This window comes from Campylobacter sp. IFREMER_LSEM_CL2090 (genome assembly GCF_025771865.1).
Taxonomy (GTDB): Bacteria; Campylobacterota; Campylobacteria; order Campylobacterales; family Campylobacteraceae; genus Campylobacter_D; species Campylobacter_D lari_D.
Genome location: NZ_JAKMRA010000009.1, coordinates 30033 through 51464, shown reverse-complemented (window position 1 = coordinate 51464; position 21432 = coordinate 30033). Strand labels below are relative to the sequence as shown.

Annotated in this window: 20 protein-coding genes; 7 read left to right on the top strand and 13 right to left on the bottom strand. The window is 28.8% G+C overall.

From position 1 onward, the window contains the following. Positions 1-3: 3 nt before the first annotated feature. Positions 4-342, bottom strand: a complete 339-nt coding sequence (locus L8V85_RS06615; protein ID WP_133319030.1) for a hypothetical protein — start codon at positions 340-342, stop codon at positions 4-6. 127 nt (positions 343-469) lie between these two features. Between L8V85_RS06615 and typA the strand changes: the two genes are divergently transcribed. Beyond that, positions 470-2278, top strand: a complete 1809-nt coding sequence (typA, locus tag L8V85_RS06610) for a translational GTPase TypA (RefSeq protein WP_220567072.1) — start codon at positions 470-472, stop codon at positions 2276-2278. Beyond that, positions 2278-2910 carry a poly(A) polymerase gene (locus tag L8V85_RS06605; protein WP_263737706.1) on the top strand — a complete coding sequence of 211 codons (633 nt, stop codon included), beginning with the start codon at positions 2278-2280 and terminating at the stop codon, positions 2908-2910. Before typA ends, L8V85_RS06605 begins: the two co-directional genes overlap by 1 nt. A gap of 11 nt (positions 2911-2921) precedes the next feature. On the opposite strand, the gene L8V85_RS06600 is transcribed toward L8V85_RS06605, so the two are convergent. After that, positions 2922-3662 carry a carbonic anhydrase family protein gene (locus L8V85_RS06600; RefSeq protein ID WP_263660644.1) on the bottom strand — a complete coding sequence of 247 codons (741 nt, stop codon included), beginning with the start codon at positions 3660-3662 and terminating at the stop codon, positions 2922-2924. Positions 3663-3713: 51 nt separating this feature from the next. Between L8V85_RS06600 and L8V85_RS06595 the strand changes: the two genes are divergently transcribed. Next, entirely contained in the window at positions 3714-4118 is a 405-nt protein-coding gene (locus L8V85_RS06595) for a GNAT family N-acetyltransferase (protein WP_263737705.1), read from the top strand. A 46-nt stretch (positions 4119-4164) separates the two neighbouring features. On the opposite strand, the gene L8V85_RS06590 is transcribed toward L8V85_RS06595, so the two are convergent. From L8V85_RS06590 to L8V85_RS06550, 9 genes are all read right to left on the bottom strand, one after another. Beyond that, positions 4165-4794, bottom strand: coding sequence for a protein-L-isoaspartate(D-aspartate) O-methyltransferase (locus L8V85_RS06590; protein ID WP_263664091.1), 630 nt, complete (start codon positions 4792-4794; stop codon positions 4165-4167). A 90-nt stretch (positions 4795-4884) separates the two neighbouring features. After that, entirely contained in the window at positions 4885-6402 is a 1518-nt protein-coding gene (locus tag L8V85_RS06585; RefSeq protein ID WP_263660646.1) for a disulfide bond formation protein B, read from the bottom strand. Positions 6403-6412: 10 nt separating this feature from the next. Next, a complete protein-coding gene (locus L8V85_RS06580) occupies positions 6413-6580 on the bottom strand; it encodes a dihydroneopterin aldolase (protein WP_133319023.1) in 168 nt (55 codons plus the stop codon). 124 nt (positions 6581-6704) lie between these two features. After that, positions 6705-7727, bottom strand: coding sequence for a ribonucleotide-diphosphate reductase subunit beta (locus tag L8V85_RS06575; protein WP_133319022.1), 1023 nt, complete (start codon positions 7725-7727; stop codon positions 6705-6707). Then, positions 7724-8140: an RDD family protein gene (locus tag L8V85_RS06570; RefSeq protein ID WP_133319021.1), complete on the bottom strand. Its 417-nt coding sequence runs from the start codon at positions 8138-8140 to the stop codon at positions 7724-7726. Before L8V85_RS06570 ends, L8V85_RS06575 begins: the two co-directional genes overlap by 4 nt. Beyond that, positions 8140-8748: an orotate phosphoribosyltransferase gene (gene pyrE / locus L8V85_RS06565; protein ID WP_263737704.1), complete on the bottom strand. Its 609-nt coding sequence runs from the start codon at positions 8746-8748 to the stop codon at positions 8140-8142. Before pyrE ends, L8V85_RS06570 begins: the two co-directional genes overlap by 1 nt. 1 nt (position 8749) lies before the next feature. After that, positions 8750-9307 (bottom strand): ribosome recycling factor, encoded by a 558-nt coding sequence (gene frr, locus L8V85_RS06560; RefSeq protein ID WP_039668941.1) that lies wholly within the window; start codon positions 9305-9307, stop codon positions 8750-8752. A gap of 14 nt (positions 9308-9321) precedes the next feature. Then, positions 9322-9666 carry a preprotein translocase subunit SecG gene (gene secG, locus L8V85_RS06555; protein WP_133319019.1) on the bottom strand — a complete coding sequence of 115 codons (345 nt, stop codon included), beginning with the start codon at positions 9664-9666 and terminating at the stop codon, positions 9322-9324. Between the two features lie 102 nt (positions 9667-9768). After that, positions 9769-10470: a Bax inhibitor-1/YccA family protein gene (locus L8V85_RS06550; protein ID WP_263737703.1), complete on the bottom strand. Its 702-nt coding sequence runs from the start codon at positions 10468-10470 to the stop codon at positions 9769-9771. A gap of 160 nt (positions 10471-10630) precedes the next feature. On the opposite strand from L8V85_RS06550, the gene L8V85_RS06545 reads away from it, so the two are divergent. Together L8V85_RS06545 and L8V85_RS06540 are read left to right on the top strand one after the other, a co-directional pair. After that, on the top strand, positions 10631-11269 hold the full coding sequence (locus tag L8V85_RS06545; protein WP_133319017.1) for a carbonic anhydrase: 639 nt from the start codon (positions 10631-10633) through the stop codon (positions 11267-11269). Next, on the top strand, positions 11266-13137 hold the full coding sequence (locus L8V85_RS06540; protein ID WP_263737702.1) for a mechanosensitive ion channel family protein: 1872 nt from the start codon (positions 11266-11268) through the stop codon (positions 13135-13137). The genes L8V85_RS06545 and L8V85_RS06540 overlap by 4 nt, the downstream gene beginning before the upstream one ends. Here the strand turns inward: L8V85_RS06540 and L8V85_RS06535 are convergent. Then, positions 13134-13448, bottom strand: a complete 315-nt coding sequence (locus L8V85_RS06535; RefSeq protein ID WP_133319015.1) for a hypothetical protein — start codon at positions 13446-13448, stop codon at positions 13134-13136. The genes L8V85_RS06540 and L8V85_RS06535 overlap by 4 nt on opposite strands. A gap of 31 nt (positions 13449-13479) precedes the next feature. Further along, on the bottom strand, positions 13480-13842 hold the full coding sequence (locus L8V85_RS06530; RefSeq protein WP_263726111.1) for a hypothetical protein: 363 nt from the start codon (positions 13840-13842) through the stop codon (positions 13480-13482). A 100-nt stretch (positions 13843-13942) separates the two neighbouring features. On the opposite strand from L8V85_RS06530, the gene L8V85_RS06525 reads away from it, so the two are divergent. Together L8V85_RS06525 and pbpC are read left to right on the top strand one after the other, a co-directional pair. Then, positions 13943-19228, top strand: a complete 5286-nt coding sequence (locus tag L8V85_RS06525) for an alpha-2-macroglobulin family protein (RefSeq protein ID WP_263737701.1) — start codon at positions 13943-13945, stop codon at positions 19226-19228. Continuing rightward, entirely contained in the window at positions 19225-21429 is a 2205-nt protein-coding gene (pbpC, locus tag L8V85_RS06520; RefSeq protein WP_263737700.1) for a penicillin-binding protein 1C, read from the top strand. The genes L8V85_RS06525 and pbpC overlap by 4 nt, the downstream gene beginning before the upstream one ends. Positions 21430-21432: the final 3 nt, after the last annotated feature.

Below are 21432 nucleotides of genomic sequence, written 5' to 3'. Positions count from 1 at the left end.
TAATTAACCTACTAAAAAATTATTTTTTGCTAAATTTGGAAATAAATTTTGTAATTGTGCTGCACAATCAAGTTTTAGATTTTCATGAGTAAGATTAAAATTTTTAAATATCACTAATAATTCTTCTATGTTTTTAGCATTTAAAACCGCATTTTCATTTTGCGCATCATCTAAAATTTCACTTACTTTGCTTGAAAGTTTTGCATAATTTAATTCTTTTTCTTCATTTGAATTTATAACTTCTAAATAATTTAAAAGTTCCATAAAATGCTTACTATTTAAAACTGAAGTTCCTTGTTTTTCTAAGTTAGCGTTAAAGATTTGAGTATTTAGGTTTGACATATTTTTCTCCTTAAAAATAATTCTTACTCAAGACAAAAGCAACAAGTGTTCCAATTTTTAAATCTTAATTTTTAAGCATTTTTTTTATATAATATTAGATTTTAAATTTAAGACTTTGGAGAAAAACTTGGATAATATTAGAAATATAGCTGTTATAGCTCATGTTGATCATGGTAAAACAACAATGGTAGATGAGCTTTTAAAACAATCAGGAACTTTTAATGAGCGTGAACAAATAGCAGAGCGTGTAATGGATAGTAATGATATAGAAAAAGAAAGAGGTATCACTATACTTTCTAAAAATACTGCTATTAATTATAAAGGCACAAAAATAAATATCATAGACACTCCAGGCCATGCTGATTTTGGTGGTGAAGTTGAGCGTGTGTTAAAAATGGTTGATGGGGTTTTGCTTTTAGTTGATGCACAAGAAGGGGTTATGCCTCAAACTAAATTTGTGGTAAAAAAGGCTTTATCTTTAGGGCTTAAACCTATTGTTGTTATTAATAAAATCGACAAGCCAGCTGCTGATCCTGAAAGAGTAATCAATGAAATTTTTGATCTTTTTGTGGCTTTAGAGGCAAATGATGAACAACTTGATTTTGCAGTAGTATATGCGGCTGCTAAAAATGGTTATGCAAAACTTGCACTTGAAGATGAAAGCACTAACATGGAACCATTGTTTAAGACTATACTTGAGCGTGTGCCTGCTCCAAGTGGTAGTGATGAAAATCCTTTACAGCTTCAAGTTTTTACTCTAGGTTATGATAATTTCGTTGGTAAGATAGGGATTGCAAGAATTTTTAATGGTAAAGTAAAGAAAAATCAAAATGTTATGCTTGCTAAAGCAGATGGCTCTAAAATCAATGGAAGAATTTCAAAGCTTATTGGTTTTATGGGTCTAGAAAAAATGGACATTGAAGAAGCAGGGACAGGCGATATTGTAGCGATTGCAGGTTTTGAAGCTTTAGATGTAGGAGATAGTGTGGTAGATCCAAATAACCCTATGCCGCTTGATCCTTTACATATAGAAGAGCCAACTTTAAGTATAGTATTTTCAGTAAATGATGGTCCTTTAGCGGGTACTGAAGGTAAACATGTAACTTCAAATAAAATCGCAGAACGCTTAGAAGCTGAAATGAAAACTAATATTGCCATGAAATATGAAAGCACAGGCGAGGGTAAATTTAAAGTAAGTGGAAGAGGTGAACTTCAAATAACTATTTTAGCCGAAAATATGCGTAGAGAAGGTTTTGAGTTTTGTATGGGAAGACCTGAAGTTATCGTTAAGGTAGAAGATGGGGTTAAAACAGAGCCATTTGAGCATTTAGTGATTGATGTGCCTGATGATTTTACAGGAGTAGTGATTGAAAAACTAGGTAAAAGAAAAGCTGAAATGAAAACTATGACACCAACTGGAGATGGTCAAACAAGACTTGAGTTTGAAATTCCTGCGCGCGGGCTTATAGGATTTAGATCACAATTTTTAACAGATACCAAAGGCGAGGGTGTGATGAACCATAGCTTTTTAGAGTTTCGTCCATTTAGCGGGGCAGTTGAAAAAAGAAATAATGGTGCGTTAATTTCTATGGAAAATGGTGTTGCGCTAGGGTATTCTTTATTTAACTTACAAGATAGAGGGGTATTATTTATTGATCCTCAAACAAAAGTATATACAGGTATGATTATAGGTGAGCATTCACGCCCAAATGATTTAGATGTTAATCCTATTAAAGGTAAAAATCTAACCAATGTTAGAGCAAGTGGTAGTGATGATGCGATTAAGCTTGTACCACCTAGAAAATTAAGCCTTGAAAGAGCATTAGAGTGGATAGAAGAAGATGAGCTTGTAGAGGTTACTCCACAAAATATTAGAGTTAGAAAAAGATATCTTGATCCTACTCAAAGAAAAAGAATGGAAAAGGCTAAGTCTTAATGGATTTTGAAGCCATAAGACAAGCTTTAAATAAAAGACTCAAAGCTTTACAAATTTTAGCATTTGCCGAAGCTTTGGTTATATTTTTTCTTGCTTTTCAATTTAGCAAAGATGTGATTATAGCTTTGTTTTTTGCTGTTTTAGCAGGAGTTTTGTTTTTTAGAATTTTAGGAAGAAAGCTTATGTGGGGACGCAATGAGCTTGTGTTTAAAATGTGTGAAGAATTTTTAAAACAAAATAATGCTAAATTTGATAAACAAGGCTTTGATCAAAAATATTTTGAAAAAATTGCTTTTGATTTTTCTTTAAAAACTTATCATTCTCAAAATTCTTTTATTTTTGATGATTTTATTCTTTATGATGTGAAATTTAAAGATGAATTTGGGAATTTCTTTTGTGGAATTTTGCTTTATAGTAAGAAATTAAAAGAAGATATTAGCTCAAGTGAAAGTATTTTTGAAAAAGTAAAGGATAAAGAATTTTCTACACAAAGAGTTTTGAAAAAAGATGATTATTTACTCATAGCAAGTTTAAAAAATCCTTTTTTTGCTGATTTAAAAATTTCAAGTGAGTTAAATTTTAAACTTTTTAGAGCTAATTTAGAAAAAATTCAAACTTTTATACATGATTAAGTTTAGCTTACTTAATCATTTTGTTCTAAATTATTAATTTCTTGTATTTTCAAATTCTCATTTTTTCCCATTAAATTTTGTATGATTTGAATTTGCTCTTTAGAGGCATAGCTCATATCTTTTAAAACTATCCAAGTGATTTTTTGATTACAAGGCTTGTTGAGTTTGTTTTTAAAGATGTAAAAAGATTGAAGATTATTTGGTAATAACTCATTAGCGCTTAAGCTTTGAACATAAAGCTTATCGCCTTCTTTTTTAGGAAAAGCACGGATGATTTTTTTAATAAAAGGATTTTCCGCGCCTTCTTGTAAAAACAGCACAACCACTACTATATCGCCTTTTTGACTTACATGGCTAAAATGAATTTCTAAAGGATAAGATTTTTTATCAATAGAAATCTTTGATGGGCTATGAAAGTGAAAATGCGATAAATTATAAGCTGTATTATCTAGCACGATATGGCTTCCATTGCTTGCAAAATACATTTTTATGGTATAACCATCATTTATTAAACCAAAAGAATCATTTGAGTAGTTAAATTCTAAAGAATGATTTTTGTTTGTAGCCTTTTTACTATTTATATTGATAAAATCTTGATTTAAACCACTTTCACAATAAATCCAGTTTTTATCTAAATTTTTCCATTTGTCTTTGTCTATGAAATTTCCATGTGAGGCATTTTGAGGCATTTGCTCATAGGCAAAAAGCATGCTAGTAGTAAATAAACCAAAAAGTATTCTTTTAAAACTCATAATATTCCTTTTTTAATATAATTATAAAAAAATAAATCCTACAAGAAGCTTATGTTTAAAAATAATTATATTAAAATTAAATATTTTAAAGAAATTACAGATAATATTAAAGATAAATTGATCGATATATGGGAGGATAGTGTGAAACATTCCCATGATTTTTTATCTGATTTTGATAGAGAAAAGATTAAAAATGATCTTTTAAATTCTCAAGTATTCTTTAGTTTAAATTATTTGATTTGTTATGATAAAGACAAAATGATTGGATTTTTAGCATTTGTGGATGATAAAATTGAAATGTTGTTTTTAAGTTCAAAATATTTTAACAAAGGTATAGACACTACTTTAATATCTAAAGCCATAAATGATTATCATTTGAAATATGTTGAAGTAAATAAAGATAATTATAAGGCGTATAAATTTTTATCAGAAAAATGGTTTTTTACAAGAGGGTGAATATAAAGATGAATATGATTTTATTGTTTTAAAAATGAAATTTTAACTATTCTTTACCGTCTTTAATAGGCACAAAAAGACATTCATCTAAAACTTCTTTGCTAATCTCGCCATCTTTTTTGGTAAATTTAGTGATGAATTGTTGATTTCCTATGAGTAAAGGAGCTACTAAAATTCCGTTATTTTCAAGTTGATCAAATAATACATTTGGAATGTGTTCTATATAAGCTGAGAGTAAAATTCTATCATAAGGTGCATAATTTTTCCAGCCATTTTGCCCATCATCAAATTTTACATGAATATTAGCATAGTTTAGTTTTTTAAATTTTTCTATAGCACTAATTGCAAGTTTTTCAATGCGTTCTATGGTAAAAACTCTTCTAATAAGCTTACTTAAAATCGCAGCTTGATACCCACTACCACAACCTATTTCTAAAACACTATCAGCATCTTTAAAATCAAGTGCCATAGTCATTTTAGCCACGGTTAAAGGCGAGCTTATCCATTGATTACCCATTAAAGGAAGCGCATCAAGTCTATAAGCATGCATTTTTAAAGGTGAGAAAATTTCTCTTGGAGTAGAACAAAAAGCTTCAAATAATTCTTCATTAATGAAAGTGTTTTTGCGAATTTCTTCTGCCATAGTTTGGCATTGTTTTTGTTCAAATATATGAATCAATAAGCACTCCTTGATAAAAAGTGTTATTTTATCTTAAATTTTATTTATCTAGCTTTAAAATCCTTAAGGCGTAAAAACGCCTTAAGATTAATCAAGTGTATAAAGGATGTTTGATCCATCTTGATAAGATAAGATGTGCATTTTGCCATCTTTGAAGAATAAACTTCTTGCGTTAGTTATATTTTCTGGATACGAAATAGTTTTTACAACTTCTTCTTTGTCTAGATCAATTACAGCAATAACATTATGCTTTTTACTTAATGCATAAATTTTACCATTTTTAAAAGCCATTGAAGTTATATAAAGATCGCCTAAAGTTTTTCCTTCTTTTAACTCAGCTTTAGGAGTAAATTCAGCTGAAAGAACTCTATCTGCTAAAGAAATTTTAGAAATTACAAAAGTTTTAGCATCCTTATTGTTTGGAACGGTAGCAAGATACATGTATTTTCCATCAGTAGTTGTGCTTAAAACATGATGGAATTTAGCTCTAACTGTGTCAATTCTACCACGACCAAGGTTTTCACCTTGTCCTTCAAAATTATTTGCCCCTCTAATAAAATCAGCATATTGTAAAGCTTCATCTGCATTAGGATTTTGAGCAAATCTTAAGAAAGTTTTATTAGAGCCCATTAAGATGTATTTGTTGTCCAAATAAGGAATAATTCCTATGATAGGATTAATTGTGGCTGAAAAATATGGGTCTAATAGAAAATCTGTTTTAGTACTAAAATTATCATCTAGGAAAAATACTTCCCATTTTGAACTTGCGACATATTCTCCATTGATATAATCAAGTGTATTGATAGCTTTAGGAAAATCAATTTTTGTTTCATTTACGATTTTTAGATTATCATCGATATTTGTAAATGGAGCATTACTGATATTATTATCAAATTCAATACCTAGTTTTTCATTAGCAGGAGCAAAAGCAAAATCAGGTTCTTTAACATCGCGTTTTCCTAAGAAAGAAATGCTTTTCCAACTTTTATTCCAGCCTGAATCATCCCAAATAATATATTTTGGATTTAAACTAAAACGAACTGGATCACCTTGTCCGCTATATGGGATAGGACCAGTGCTTACGAAAGCTTGGAAGACATTTGAAGCTACGATAAAAGCAACAATAACCATAGCAGCTAGGTTAAATTTAGTTAATTTTCTAAAACTAACTCCTTCCATTTCTTTTTCAAAGGAGCCAAATTTTGGAGCAAAAGCAAAAATTACACCAAGTAATAAAACTACAGCCCAAAATACTACTTCAGCCCAAAAATAAGTATGCAAACCAAAAATAGGCAAACCAAAACCTTGATCAAGATCACGATGTGCATGTCCGCTTATATGATTAAATGATTGCCATAAACCAAATGCAGTTGCAATTAAAAGAAAAGCTAAGAACTTACCTTTCATACCATAACGTACGATAAATAAAGCTGCAACACCAATGAAAATCATTGATTCTCTTTGGCCCCAACAAGAAGTACAAGGGCTATCACCTAGCATATAACCAAAAATCAAATTTGCAATTCCAACAGGCATTAAAATGATTAAAAAACCTGCCAAGCACATTAAAAAATAAAAAAATTTAGTTTTGTTAATATCACACATATTTGCCACCTTATAGATTCATTAGGCCTAAGATTGCGCCTGATTTGCGACCTAAATAGTCAAATACCATAATAGCCCATGAAATTACAAGTATAGAAAAAGCCAGTTTTTCTTTTTCAGGCTTAATTATCATGAGAACTATGGCAATAAAGACTAGCAAAAGTTCTAAAAACTCCATAATTACCCCTTTACTAATAAAATAAAATGGCGGATTTTACAATAGTGAAATAAATAAAAATAAAATATTAAATAAAAAGAGAATTTTAGTTTAAAAAAATGTAAAATATGGGTAGTTTTGTGACTTAAAAGTCATCAAAACTCAAACTCCCTTTAGAATAGTTTGTAACCTTGCTTTCAAAGAAATTGCTTTTTTGATCATTAAATTTAGAAAAATCATCTACCCATTTAATAGGATGTTTTGCATTATAAATTTTATCAAGATTAATAGCTATTAGTCTTTGATCAACAAGATAGTGAATGTACTCTTCTATAATATCGTCTGTAAAACCCATGATTTGATTTTGAGTGATGTATTTACCCCATTTGATCTCAAGTTCACCTGCTTTTTTAAACATATCATAAATTTTGTTTATATTGATATCATTAAACAAATCAGGTCTTTCTTTACGCACAGAATTAATCATATTTTGAAATAATAATAAATGAGTAATTTCATCTCTTTGTATAAAGCGTATCATTTGTGCTGAACCTAGCATTTTTCCTGCACGCGCTAAAGCATAAATAGCAGTAAAACCACTATAAAAATACACTCCTTCTAGAATTTGATTTGCTACCATTGCAAGTAAAAGTTTATTATCATCTACTTCGCCAGCTAATTCTTCATAAATACTTGAAATGAAATCATTTTTTTCTCTTAAAGTCTCATCGTGTTTTTCCATTTCATAAATTAAGTCTGTATTTTCACAGATTGCTTCAACCATCACTGCATAAGATTTTGAGTGATTTGCTTCTTCATAAGCTTGTCTTGCTAAAACCGCATTGATTTCAGGTGCTGTGATATAAGGGTTGATATTATCAGCAAGATTGTTTGTTTGAAAACTATCCATTGAGATAAGTTGAGACCAAACTAGATCATACATTCTTTTTTCTGCTACGGTTAGATTGCAACGATAATCTAGTGCATCTTTTGTTGTATCTACTTCTTTTGGAAACCAAGTATTTGCTTCCATTAAATCCCAAAGTTTTAAAGCCCATGTGTATTTTGCTTTAGTAAAATTTAAAATACCATGTGGGTTGCCGTTAAATACTTTTCTATCATTTAAAGTTTCATTTGATTTTGGATTATAAATTCTTTTTCTATTCATTTTTCCACCTTTGTTACAATAGCGCTTTGGCTTAAAATATCATGCAAGGCTAAGGTATCTTTTCTTAAAAAGCTTACCAAAAAGCCAATCAACAAGCCAAAGCTTATAATGAAAATTACATAGCGTAGGATTATTCTAAAAAAATTAAGTTTGTGTCCATTTTTAATATCAATCAAGTATAAATCATAAGCTTTAAGTCCAGGACTTTGAGCTTTTTTTACTAAAAATAATGCTTGTAAAAATCCAAAAAGCAATGGGCACAAAAAAATTATAAGTTGATTGTTTAAAAAAGCTTCTTTAGAGCCAAGAGTAAAATAAAACAAATACAAAATGGGCACATAAAGCAAAAATAGATCAATCAAAAAGGCTTTAAATCTTAAAAAGCGAGTGGCTATTTTTGCTTTAGTTTTCATTAGTTACCACGACTACCAGGTTTGATAGCTTTAGTGCCTTTTTCACAAAGTGAGCAAGTATTTGCATCATAAATATCAAATTCAAAATTTCCTAGTGCAAAAAGTGGTAAATTTTGTGGTAATTTTGCATTTTCTTTTCTTGGATTGTTTAAATTTTTTACAGCACAAAAACCACGATTTGCTAAAGCTGCAAAACCTACTACCTCTCCACTTAAATTCTCGATGATTTTTGCACTCTCAAGTGCTGAGCCACCTGTTGTAATAATATCTTCACAAACGATAAATTTTTCACCTTTTTTTACTTCAAAACCGCGTCTAAGACTCATCACTCCTTCTACGCGTTCAGTAAAAATAAAGCGTTTGTTGCAAGCTCTAGCAAGTTCATAACCTGCTAAAATTCCACCCAAGGCAGGCGAGCAAATACTATCAAATTCAATATTAAAACCGGCAATAACTTTCGCAAGCTCATCACAAAGCTCACCTGCTAGTTTTGGATTTTCTAAAACTTTAGCACTTTGAAGGTAAAACTCAGAGTGTTTCCCTGAGCTAAGTAAAAAATGTCCTTGTAGGTATGCTCCACAATCTTTATAAATTTGTTCTAAGTTCATTTTAAACCTTTAAAAGTTCCGCTTCTTTGTTTTTAACTAACTCATCTACTTTTGCTGTATAATTATCGGTTTGTTTTTGTACTTCATCATAAGCTTTTTTAGCTTCATCTTCTGAGATTGCTTTATCTTTTTCTAGTTTTTTTACCGCATCATTTGCATCTTTTCTAATATTTCTAATAGCAACTTTAGCCTTTTCACCCATAGCTTTAGCATTTTTAGCATTTTCTTCTCTTTGTTCTCTTGTCATAGGAGGAAAAAATAATTTAACACTTTCGCCATCATTGTTCGGATTTACTCCAATGTTTGCTGCAGCTATAGCACTTTCTATGGCCTTTAGCATTGATTTTTCCCAAGGAGTAATGCTAATAGTTGAAGCATCGGTTGCTAAAACTGTTGCTACTTGATTTAATGGAGTTGCACTACCATAATAATCTACATGAATATGATCAAGTATATTTATATTTACTTTGCCAGTTCTTATGGTAGTAAAATCTTTTTTTAAGGCCTCTAAGCTTTTGTCTGATTGTTGTTTTTGCTTGGTATAAATTTCATTTAGCATGGTATTTCCTTTTTTTATTTGCTAGTATTACTTTCGCTAATTGGAGCACTTGGTGCAACTGGAATGCTAGTTGTGTTTGTTTCAGGTGCTTTTGGTAAAATTTGTTCTGCTTTTTCAGCAAGTGAGTTAGAATTAGCATTATTATACATATAACTTAGAGCAATTGTATTAGCGATAAGTAAAACACCCATCACAAAAGTAAATTTAGCTAAAAACCCTGCAGGACCCTTTGCTCCAAACAAGCTTTCATTACTTCCGCTATATGCTCCAAGTCCTATGCTTGAGCTTTTTTGTAATAAAACAGCAATACAAATAATCACAACAATTGCAAATTGCAAAATAATTAAAAGAGTAGTCATGAATTTTCCTTATTGAAAATAAAATGAGTATTTTAACTTAAAAAGTTTGATAAAAACTTGAAAGAGGTAAAGAAAATTTGCGAGAATTTTTCTCGCAAATTTTTATCTGCTATTAAAGCTTCTTAAAATATTAAGAAGAGAGATGAAAAGATTGATAAAATCAAGATAAAGTGCAACTGCACCTTCGATTGGTGTTTCATAATTTCCTCTAATGATGTTTTGAGTATCATAAAGAATGTAAAAAGAAAATAAAATTGCACCAATACCAGAAATTGCTAAGCTTAAAAGTGAACTTTGAAAAAAGATATTAATTAAAGAAGCTACTACGATAACAATTAAAGCTATAAAAAGCATTTTTCCCATCATAGTAAAATCTTTTTTTGTATTCATAGCAAAAACGCTTAAAGCACCAAAAGCCACTGTTGTTAAAGCAAAAGCTTGAGCGATAATGCTAGCTCCTGCAGGAAGTGCTAAAACAGAATATAAAAGTGGTGTTAAAGTAAGTCCTGAAACAAAAGTAAAGGCAAAAAGTAAAACTAAATTAAGCGGAGCTTCTCTTTTTTTCCATTGTAATGCAAATAACAAGCCAATTTCTACGATAAATAAAATCCAAAAAGTTGCTTGAGATTGTGCAAATAAATGTGCTAAGGCAAAAATTCCTATGTAAGCACCTGCTGTTGCAGCTAATAATGAAGCAGCAAAAAGCTGATAAGTTTGTTTTATAAAAATGCTCAAATTACTTCTAGCATAACCTTCAAATTCTTGAGTTTTAGAGTTAGAATAATCTCTATCATAAAGACTCATTAAAATCCTCCAATAATTTTTAAAAATTAAAATTTACAAAAAAAAGATAAATAAAAGATTAAAATTGTATAAAAATATAACAAAAAATAAATTTATAGATTTATTTTAAGTAAAAATAATTTAGTATAATGCTTTATTAAAATGCAAAAAAGGACTTTTTTTGAAAGACTTGATCGAGGGTGCTTTAAAATTTATGCAAGAAGATTTTAAAGAGCATGCAGAACTTTTTGAAAGTTTAAAAAATAAACAAAATCCCCACACGCTTTTTATAGGATGTGCTGATTCAAGAGTTATACCAAATTTAATTACTAATACAGGCCCAGGAGAGCTTTTTGTTGTAAGAAATATAGGCAATATAGTTCCACCTTATAGAGTAGGAGATGATTTTTTGGCAACTACTTCAGCTATTGAGTATGCTTTTAGTTCTTTACATATAAAAAATATCATAGTTTGTGGACATAGTAATTGTGGTGGCTGTGCGGCTTTATATGCAAATGAAAATGAGCTAAAGAGTATGCCGAATGTGAGAAAATGGCTTACCTTGCTCGAGCCTATTAAAAATAAGGTTTTAAAAGTTGCAGGCAGTGATTTAGCCATGCGATCTTGGATGACTGAAAAAATGAACTTGGTTAATTCTTTGCAAAATTTATTAACCTATCCAGGTATAGAAGAAGCTTTAAATAAAAAAGAAATAGAACTTCATGCTTGGTATTACATCATAGAAACGGGTGAAATTTATGAGTATGATTTTAATTTTGAAAATTTTGTTTTAATACAAGAGAGGGTGAAAAAAGTATGAAAAAGATTGTTAATATTATTTTATTATTTTTATTTATCAGCACTTTGAATGCACAGGAAAAAAATGCTTTAGAGGATAAGAATAGTATTTTTGCTTTGGTACAAGATTATATAGAGCTTAATTTACTTTTGGAAAGTTTTAAAACCGGTGATACAAATAGCACCGAATTTCAAGATAATATCAAAGAAATAGAAAAACAAAAAACAGCTCTTTTAACTACTTTACCTTTAAAAATGGTATCTCAAAAGATTGATGATAAAGAAGCAAAAGATTTTTTAAAAACTAAGAATGCTTTACAAAAAAGTGTTGAAAATGCCCAAGCTAAAAAAAGATATTATGATTATGTGGATAATAAAATCAAACTTTTAAATTTAACCTCTGCAGAACATTTTTATCTTTGTATATTTGAATTGGAAAAAGTTTTTATAGAAGGCGCTCAAAGTCAAAAAATAAAAAAAATTATTGATGAAAGCATTGACTCATTAAAAGAAGATATAGTTTTTAATTTTGCTTTAGATAAAGAGAAAATTAATGATATTATTCAACTTAGAACTTTGGAGCTTAGTGAAAATAATTTAAGAAATACCATCAAGTCATATAATGAAATTTTGGTATATCTAAGAAATAATGCAAATTTACTTGAAACTAATTTTTTGTTTACGGGCTTGGGCTTGCAAAATGCCATTAATTATATTAATAAACAAACCTCTATTAGTAGTGTAAATGTTGGAAAAATAGTTATTTCTATTATTGTCATTGCTTTGTTTTATTCTTTGAAATTTTATCTTGCAAAAATTTTGTATTTTGTATTGATACATTTATTTGGAAAAAATTCAGAAAATGTAGAAATAAAAACTCACTTTTTAGAAAAGCTCCAAGGACCAGTGGGTTGGTTTTTGTTTGCTTATGCTATTGGAATTTGTTTTACTATTTTTTACTATCCTGCACCTGTAGATATAAGAATTAGTAATATTTTATCAATTGTTTATGTTATTTTAACTGCTTGGCTTGTGATAAATATTTTTGATAGTTATGGTATGGTAATTGTGGCAAAGCTTGCTGAAAAAAGTGGCAAACGCGAAGTGGTTAATTTAATTATTAAAATTTTATATTTTATTATTATAGTAATAGCTGTTTTATTTGTTTTATCACATTTAGGATTTAATATTTCAGCATTGATTGCATCTTTAGGTATTGGTGGTTTGGCTGTGGCATTGGCAGCTAAGGATATTATTGCAAATTTCTTTGCTTCTGTGCTTTTGCTTTTTGATAACAGCTTTAATCAAGGCGATTGGGTTGAAATTTCAGGTATAGAAGGAACTATAGTAGAAATTGGGCTTAGAAAAACTACTATTAGAACTTTTGATAATTCTTTGGTATTTTTACCAAATTCAACTATTATGGGAACTAATATAAAAAATTGGAGTAAAAGAAAAATAGGACGCCATGTAAAATTATTTATAGGTGTAACTTATGATGCAAGACCTGAACAACTTGAGCAATGTGTAGAAGATATAAGATATTTATTAGCTACTAGTCCTTTAATAGCCCAAGTTGATGATAGTGCACTAAATCATGGTGGAACCCGCGCTAGATATAGACAAAATTTAGTTTCAGTGAATGATTTAGAAGGATATAAAAATAATACTTATGTGGCTGTGAGTGGCTTTAGCGCAAGTTCTATTGATATAGAAGTATATTTTTATACTAAAGCAGTTGATGCTGCAGGTTTTAGAGAAGCACGACAAAGTATTTTACTTGAATTAATGAAGATTGTCGAAAGAAATAAACTAAGTTTTGCATTTCCTTCACAAAGTCTTTATATAGAAAAAATCAATAAAGACGATAAAGAAGAGTTATTATCTTAATAAGCTCTTCTTTGATCATCACACTCTACTATAATTTTTTCAGCAATGATAATGCTTCCATTTTTACTACCTTTAACTTTAACAAGACTTCCTTTTTTTAGATCTTGTACATTGGCTTGTTTTTTATTGCTACCAAAAATTCCGCAGTTATAAATATCTATATGTGTTTGGGGTAAAATGGTAATAATTAAGTTATTATCAAAACTTGTTTGAATACTTATTGTATGTGTAGTAGTATTTTTTAAAATACCTTGAATTTTATAAGCAAATGCAAAAGTGCTAATGCAAATTAATATAAGAAAAAAACGCATTAAAATAACTCCTTTTTAGGAGTTATTTTGCTTAATAAGCTCTTTTTTTGCATTCTATTTTAATTTCTTTAGCGGTTATATTTTGAACTTGATTTGGCGTTTGTGGATTTGGTGTTGTTTGAGCATAGCCATGGAAAACTTCAGCTTCTATAAAAGTTCCTACTTTTAAATCTCTAAAAGTGCCATATTTATCCATACCAAAAATACCACAATCATCCATGTCAATTTCTGTATTTGGTAGAATTTTTATATTCATTTTTTCTCCATAGGTGGTATCGATTAAAATAGTTTTTGCACCATCATTTACATCTGCTATAACACCATAAATTCCATCTGCATAAGCAAGACTTGAAAGACTTAAAGTTGTTAATAATGCAGCGATTTTCTTTTTCATTTTTTCTCCTTTATTTTTATGTAAGAATTATATAATTTTTTGAGTGAAGCAAGAGTGAATTTAGATATAATTTGAAAAATTTACCAAAAAGAGGATACCCATGAAAGGATTTTTACATTATTTTTTTATTTTTTTGCTTGCAAGCTTGTTGTTTGCATGTTCTAAAAATGAAGATAAGAATTCTATTATAAGATCTTATGGTTTTAATGAAAATACGCATAGTATTTTTATAGAATTTAATACCAATATCATTACAGAAAACATAGGTGTTGTAAAAGAAAGAGAAATTGTTATTAATAATCAAAAAATAAAAGCAAAGTATGAACTTGAAACTTCCACAAGATTAAACATATACACTTCTTTAAAAGCAAATCAAAATTATGATATTTTTATAGACTTAAGTGATATTGTAGCTGATGAAAAAATACAATTAAAAGTAAAAACTCCTTTTGAAAAACTAGATGTCAAAGGATATTTTCAAAATATATCAAATGATGAGAGTGTGTTGATTTTAAATGTTCAAAGTTTTTATGCTTTTGATAAAGATGAGTTGTTAAAAGCTGTAAAAATTAATGCACAAGAAAAAGAAATTCAAATAGATAAAATTATCATCCAAGATGATATAGCAAGTGTGTATTCTAAGCCATTAAAAATTAAAAATACAAACACTAATATAAAAGTAGTTTTTGATAAAGAAATTTTAGGTTTAGAGAAAAATATAGATTTAGAATATATTTTACTTGCAAAGAACGAATTTGTATTTCAAAATGCAAATATAATCAATAAAAACATAGAATTACTTTTTTCTCAAAGTATTTCGCAAGATCAAAATTTAAAAGAGTTGATTTTTATTACACCCAAAGTAGATTTTAAAGCATTGGTATTTGGGAATAAAATCAAGCTCATAGGAAATTTTACTCCAAATAAAACTTATGAAATTCAACTTGCTCAAGGGATTAAAAGCGCTGATGGAATTAGTACAAAAGAAAGCTATAAAACTCAAGTAAGTTTAAAAGACTATGAGCCTGCTATAAGTTTTACAAATCAAGGGGTATTTTTATCTAGCAAAGCGAGTAAAAAAATAGCTTTTAAAAGTTTAAATATTAAAAAGATCCATTTAGAAGTTCATCAGGTATTTTCAAATAATTTAAGTGAATATTTAAGATATAAAAATCTTCAAGGTGCTAAAAATTTAAGTGATTATGATAGCGATATTTTTTCAGAGAGTGATTATACTAGTGAAGTAGTATTAAAAAAAGACTTTGATATTAAAAATATTAAAAATCAATGGCAAGAAAATGAGATAGTTTTAGATGGTTTAAAAGATTTAAGTGGTGTGTTTATAGTCAAGCTTTATTTTAAAGAAGAAGATGTTGATTATGTTTTCGATGAGGATATGGAGAGTTGGAAAAAGCAAAGATTTTTCGATCAAAAAGCAAAGATTAGTAAAAATTTGATTTTTTCAGATATAGCTTTAATTGCTCAAAATTTAAATAAAAAACTTTTTGTCGATGTAAGAGATTTTACCACACAAAAGGCTTTAGGTGGGGTTAGGGTTGATATAATTAGCAAAAGCAATCAAATTTTAGCTTCTAAGACAAGCGATGATAATGGTTTGGCTGTTTTTGATGATATTGATGAGTCAAGAGCTTTATTTATCATTGCTTCAAAAGATAAGCAAGCTTCTATTTTACGCTTAAGTTCGCCTTTATTATATGATGGTTTTGATGTAGATGGTTTAGAGCAAAATTCTCAAAACAAAGTGTTTATTTACACAGAAAGAGGGGTTTATAGACCAGGTGATGATATACATTTAACTATGGTTGCAAGAAATGATAAAGGAGCTGTTAATCACCCTATATTCTTGAGTTTTTTTGATCCACGCAACAAAAAGTTTTTAGATAAAATTAAACTTGATCCTTTGAGCAATGGAACTTTTTATAAAAAGATTTCACTTGATCAACAAGCTTTAAGTGGAGTGTATTTAGCTAGAGTAGAATTTGCAAATGCTATTTTTGATAAAGAAATTTTAGTGCAAAATATAGTGCCAAATCGTATAAAAGTATCTATACAAGCTCCAAAAAGTATAAAAGAAAATGAAAAATTAGATTTTAATATTAGCTCAAAATATCTTTTTGGAACACCAGCAAGTAATTTACAATATCAAGCTGATTTATTTGTAAGTAAAAAAGAATATAAAAATTCAAAATATCCAGAATATATTTTTTCAAATCCTAGTGTTTTAGTGCAAAAATATCAAGATAATTTAAAAGGCATTTTAGATGAAAGTGGCTTTGTAAAGCAAGAATTTGCTTTAAAAGATTTTTTTAAAAATACTCCATATAATCTTGAAGCTAACATAAGGGCTAGGGTTTTTGAAAAAGGTTCAAGATCGGTTGAAGCGCTTGTGAATTCACAAGTGATATTACATGAGTATTTTGTGGGTATTAAGCGTTTAAAAAATCACTATTTAAGCTCGGGTTCTACAATTAATTTTGAAGCTATTGTGAGTGATTTAGATGAGAATTTGATAGCAAATAGGGAGATTAAATATACTATTTATGCAAATGATTATTCTTGGTGGTGGGATTATGATAATTATGATGATTTTTTAAAATCACTCAAAAAAGATAAAAACACACAAATCATTACCCAAGGAACTATTTTAAGTAAGGATAAACCGGTTAAAATAGAATTTGATCCCAAAGAATACCATGGTGAAATGTTTATAGAGCTTGAAGATACACAAAGTAAAACAAGCACAGGAGAGTTTTTTTATATTAGTAGTTTTGGTGCGCCAAGTAATGCTGATATAGTGAGTTCTTTAAAAATAAAAAGCGATAAAAAAGAATACAAACCAAACGAAACAGCTTTTATTGAATTTGAAAGTGTTAAGGGTGCAAAAGCCATCGTTACTTTAAATGATAATGTAAAGGTTTTAAAACGCTTTGTGATAGATACGCATGAAGATATTACAAAGGTTGAAATTCCTATTCTTAAAGAATATAAGCCAAATGTGTATGTGAGTGTGATTTTGCTTCAAGATTATAATCAATACACTAACGATAGAGCCTTAAGACTTTTTGGTGTAGTGCCTTTGAATATAGTAGATGAACAAAGTAAAATCGAGCTTGATTTAAAAGTACCGGATAAAATCATGCCAAAACAAGATTTTGAAGTAGAAATTCAAAGTAAAAACAAGCAAAGTTATACTTATACCATAGCTATTGTAGATGAGGGTTTGCTTGATGTGAATGCTTTTAAAAGCCCAGATATTTGGGGATATTTTTATCAAAAAATTCGCTTTAATATGAGCATATATGATACCTATGATAAAATCATTGCTAAAAATATTTCTAATGCTTCCAAGGTATTAACTACAGGTGGTGATGTTTTCTTAGAAAGTAGGGCAAATAAAAGTAAAAACGATGAAAAAGCAAGACGATTTAAACCTGTTGTGTTGTTTCAAGAGCCAGTACAAAGTGATGAAAATGGTTATGCAAAATTAAAATTTAATATGCCTTCGTATCTAGGTTCGGTTAGAGTTATGGTAGTGGCGAACAACTTAGCAGGTTTTGGCAGTGCTTCTAAAGATATCCAAGTTAGCGCACCTGCTGTAATGCTTGAAACTTTGCCAAGGGTTTTAAGACTTGATGATGAGTTTAAGCTTTTGGTGCAGGTATTTAAAGTAGATGATGATGTAAAAAATGCAAAACTTAAACTAAAAACAAAAAATTCACTCATAAATTTTGAAAAAGATGAAATTTTAATTGATTTTGGTAATGAAAAAACAAAAGATATTTATATTAACACAAGAGTAAATTCAAGCAAGCTTGGGGTGGAAGAAATAGAGTTAAGTTTAAATGCAAAAGATTACACCTATACTCAAAATACTCAAATTGACATAAAAGCACTAAATACGATTACTTATGAGGGAAAATCTTTTAAAATTCCTGCAAATACTTCTATGGAGTTTAAAATCACACAAGATTATATCAATCCAGTGGCGTTTTTAAGTGTGAGTTCTAAGCCTATTTTAAATATAAATCATAGATTAAAATACTTGCAAAATTATCCTTATGGATGTATAGAGCAAAGTACTTCAGCAGTTTTACCGCAACTCTTTTTGCAAAAACTTGATCAAGGATCAAATGAACAAAAAAATATTAACAATATCAATGCATTGTTAAGCAAATACGCAAATTTTCAAACTGCCAATGGTGGTTTTGCTTATTGGCAAGGACTTAAAGATTCTGATGCTTGGGGAAGTAATTATGCGGGTATGTTTATGATTTTAGCCAAAGAAAGAGGCTATTATGTGAGCGAGGGAATGTTTAAAGCATGGCTTGATTATCAAAAACGCTATGTTTTAAAAGCTCAAACAAATAAAGAAATTAGAATAAATTCTTTATATCTTTTAGCTTTAGCCAAAGAGCCAAATTTAAGCATAATGAATGCTATTTATGAAGATAGTACTTATTTGCAAAGCTTAAACAATGTAAGTCTTTGGCAACTTAGTGCAGCTTATAAATTAGCAGGTTTTGATGAGGTAGCTTTAAATATAGCTAAAAATTTAAGCACAAAGCCTGATGAAAAAGCTAATTATACTCATACTTATGGATCTTTTCTAAGAGATGAAGCTATTATTGCAAATGCGTATAAAATAATTTATGGTAAAAATAATGATGAATTATTAGATGATATTAAAAAAACTTTAGAAAGCCAAGCTTGGCTTAGCACTCAAAGCACAGGCTATGCTTTATATGCTTTGGCAAATAGCTTTAGTAATGAAAATCCTAAAACTATCAATGCAAGTGTAAAAATTAATGGTGAGAGTAAAAAGCTCAATACAAGTTTTTCTAAATTTGAGTTTAATCAAGGCAGCGCTTTGATAGAAGCTAAAGAAGATACTTATGTGCATTTTGGAGTAGAGGGAATTAAAAAAGGTATTGTCGAACCTTTTGCACAGCGTATGTATATAGAAAGAAGTTTTTATGATGAAAATGGAAATGAAATAGATGAAAGTGCTATAAAAAGCTCTCAAATTTTTTATATGAAATTAAAAATATCAAATAAAAATTATCCGGGCACTTCTAATATAGCTTTAACTCAAATTTTACCAAGTGGATGGGAGATAGTACATGATCTTTTAGATGATGAAACTCCTGATTTTGTGAAAAATTCTTATTATGATTTTGTAGATATAAGAGATGATAAAATCATGTATTTCTTTCCTTTATACTCTGATGAGTCAAGAGAATTTTTTGTGAAATTAAGTGCTGTTACTCCAGGTGTTTATACTTTGAGTGGAGCTTATGCTGAAGCAATGTATGATAATGCTTATAGAGCTTTAAGTGAGAGTAAAAGAGTTAAAGTAGTGCAGTGAAAATCAAAATAAGCCTTGCAATATGCTTTTTAAGCCTATGTTTTTACATAGGCTTAATTTATTTTAGCTTTGATAGCAAGGATTTATTTAAATGCACTTATAGTAAGGTTTTGTTTGATAAAAATAAAGAAATTCTTAGTGTATTTTTAGATTCTAACGAACAATGGCATTTAGAGAGTGAGTTTATACCGCAAAAATTAAAAAGCGCAGTTCTTTTATATGAAGACAAAAATTTTTATTCTCATTATGGAGTAGATTTTTTAGCGATTATAAGGGCTTTTAAAAATAATATTTTTTCAAGTAAAAGAAGTGGCGCAAGTACAATTTCTATGCAAACAATCAAACTTCTAGAGCAAAACAAACGCACATATTTTAATAAATTTAATGAAATCATCAAAGCTTTTGCTTTAGAAAACGCTTATGATAAGGAAGAAATTTTAAGACTTTATTTAAATAATGCTCCTTATGGAGGAAATTTAGTAGGTGTTGCAAGTGCGGGTTTATTTTATTTTGAAAAAGATTTAAAAGATCTTACTTGGAGTGAAGCAGCCTTGCTTGCTGTGCTTCCTAATAATCCAGGTTTAATTAATCTTGAAAAAAACAAAGATAGACTTTTAAAAAAACGCAATGCTTTGCTTGATAGGCTTTTTGAAAAGGGATATTTTTCTAAAGATATTTTAACTCTTGCAAAGGCTGAAAAACTTCCTAGCTTTAAAACAAGGAAAAACTTAGCTCCACATTTAGCGCGTAGGCTTTTAGCAGATAAAGAACAAATCGTTTCTAGTATAGATAAAAAAATTCAAATTAAATTTGAAGAAAAAGCTAAAGAATATTCTTATAAACTACAACAAAAAGGCATAAAAAATCTAGCTATATTGTTAGCAGATACCAAAACAAATAAAGTTTTAGCTTATGTAGGCTCTAATGATTTTTATGATTTTGCAAGTTTTGGTCAAGTTGATGGGGTGATAGCAAAGCGTAGTGTGGGCTCAACCTTAAAACCTTTGCTTTTTGCTTTTGCCATAGATGAGGGACTTATAGTGCCTGAATCTTTAATGCTTGATGTGCCTACATTTTTTTCTAACTTTGCTCCACAAAATGCAAATAAAAAATACCATGGTTTTATTAGTGCAAAAGAATCTTTGCAAAAATCACTTAATGTTCCTTTTGTAAGCTTACTTGCAGAATATGGGTATGAGAAGTTTTTTTATAAGCTCAAAGATATTTTAGATTTTGAAGATGAAAATTTTAAAAAATACGGACTTTCTTTGATTTTGGGCACAAAAGAATTTAGTTTAGAAGATATGGTAAAAATCTATCTAGGACTTGGAAATTATGGAAATTTTAAAGAGCTTTTATATGAAGAAAATGCATTTACTAAAGAAAATAAAAAGCTTATTAGTGATGGAGCAAGCTTTTTAACCTTACAAACCTTAAAGGATTTAGATAGAGCGGGTTTAAGACAATATGATTTTAATACTATTATTTCTTGGAAAACAGGCACAAGTTATGGTAGAAAAGATGCCTGGGCTATAGGAACTTCTCCAAAATACACTTTAGGAGTGTGGGTTGGAAATTTTAATGGCGAGGCAAATGCAAATTTATATGGTGTAAGCATAGCAGGGGAATTGTTTTTTGAACTTTTAGCCTTACTTGAGAGAGTTAATTTAGAATTTGAAAAGCCTAATGATTTAGTTTCTATCAAAATTGAAAATCAAACAGGATATAGATATGATTATAAATTTGACTTTAAAGAAGTGCTTTACCCGCAAAGTGCAAATGTCTTAAGAACTTCACCATTTTTAAAAGAAGTTTTTATGTATAAAAATAAAGAAGTTGATTCTTTAGATGAAAATTTCATCCATGCAAAGAAAAAGATTATATTAAATTTACCTTCCAATGCACAAGCATTTTTTGCAAAAGAAAAGCAAAATTTACAAAGCTCTAATCAAAATTTAAAAATCATATATCCGCTAAATAATCTTAATATCATTTTGCCAAAAGATTTAAAAAGTAAGCAAAAATTGTTAATTAAACTTATAAACCCTAAAAAAGAAAAACTTTTTTGGTATTTAAATCAAGAATTGATTTTTGAAGGAAAAGAAGAAAGTTTATTTTTGGATTTAAAAAAAGGTAAATATGTTATTAATGTTATTAGTGAAAATGGCTCTAATGATTTTATAAAATTTAATATATTTTAATAT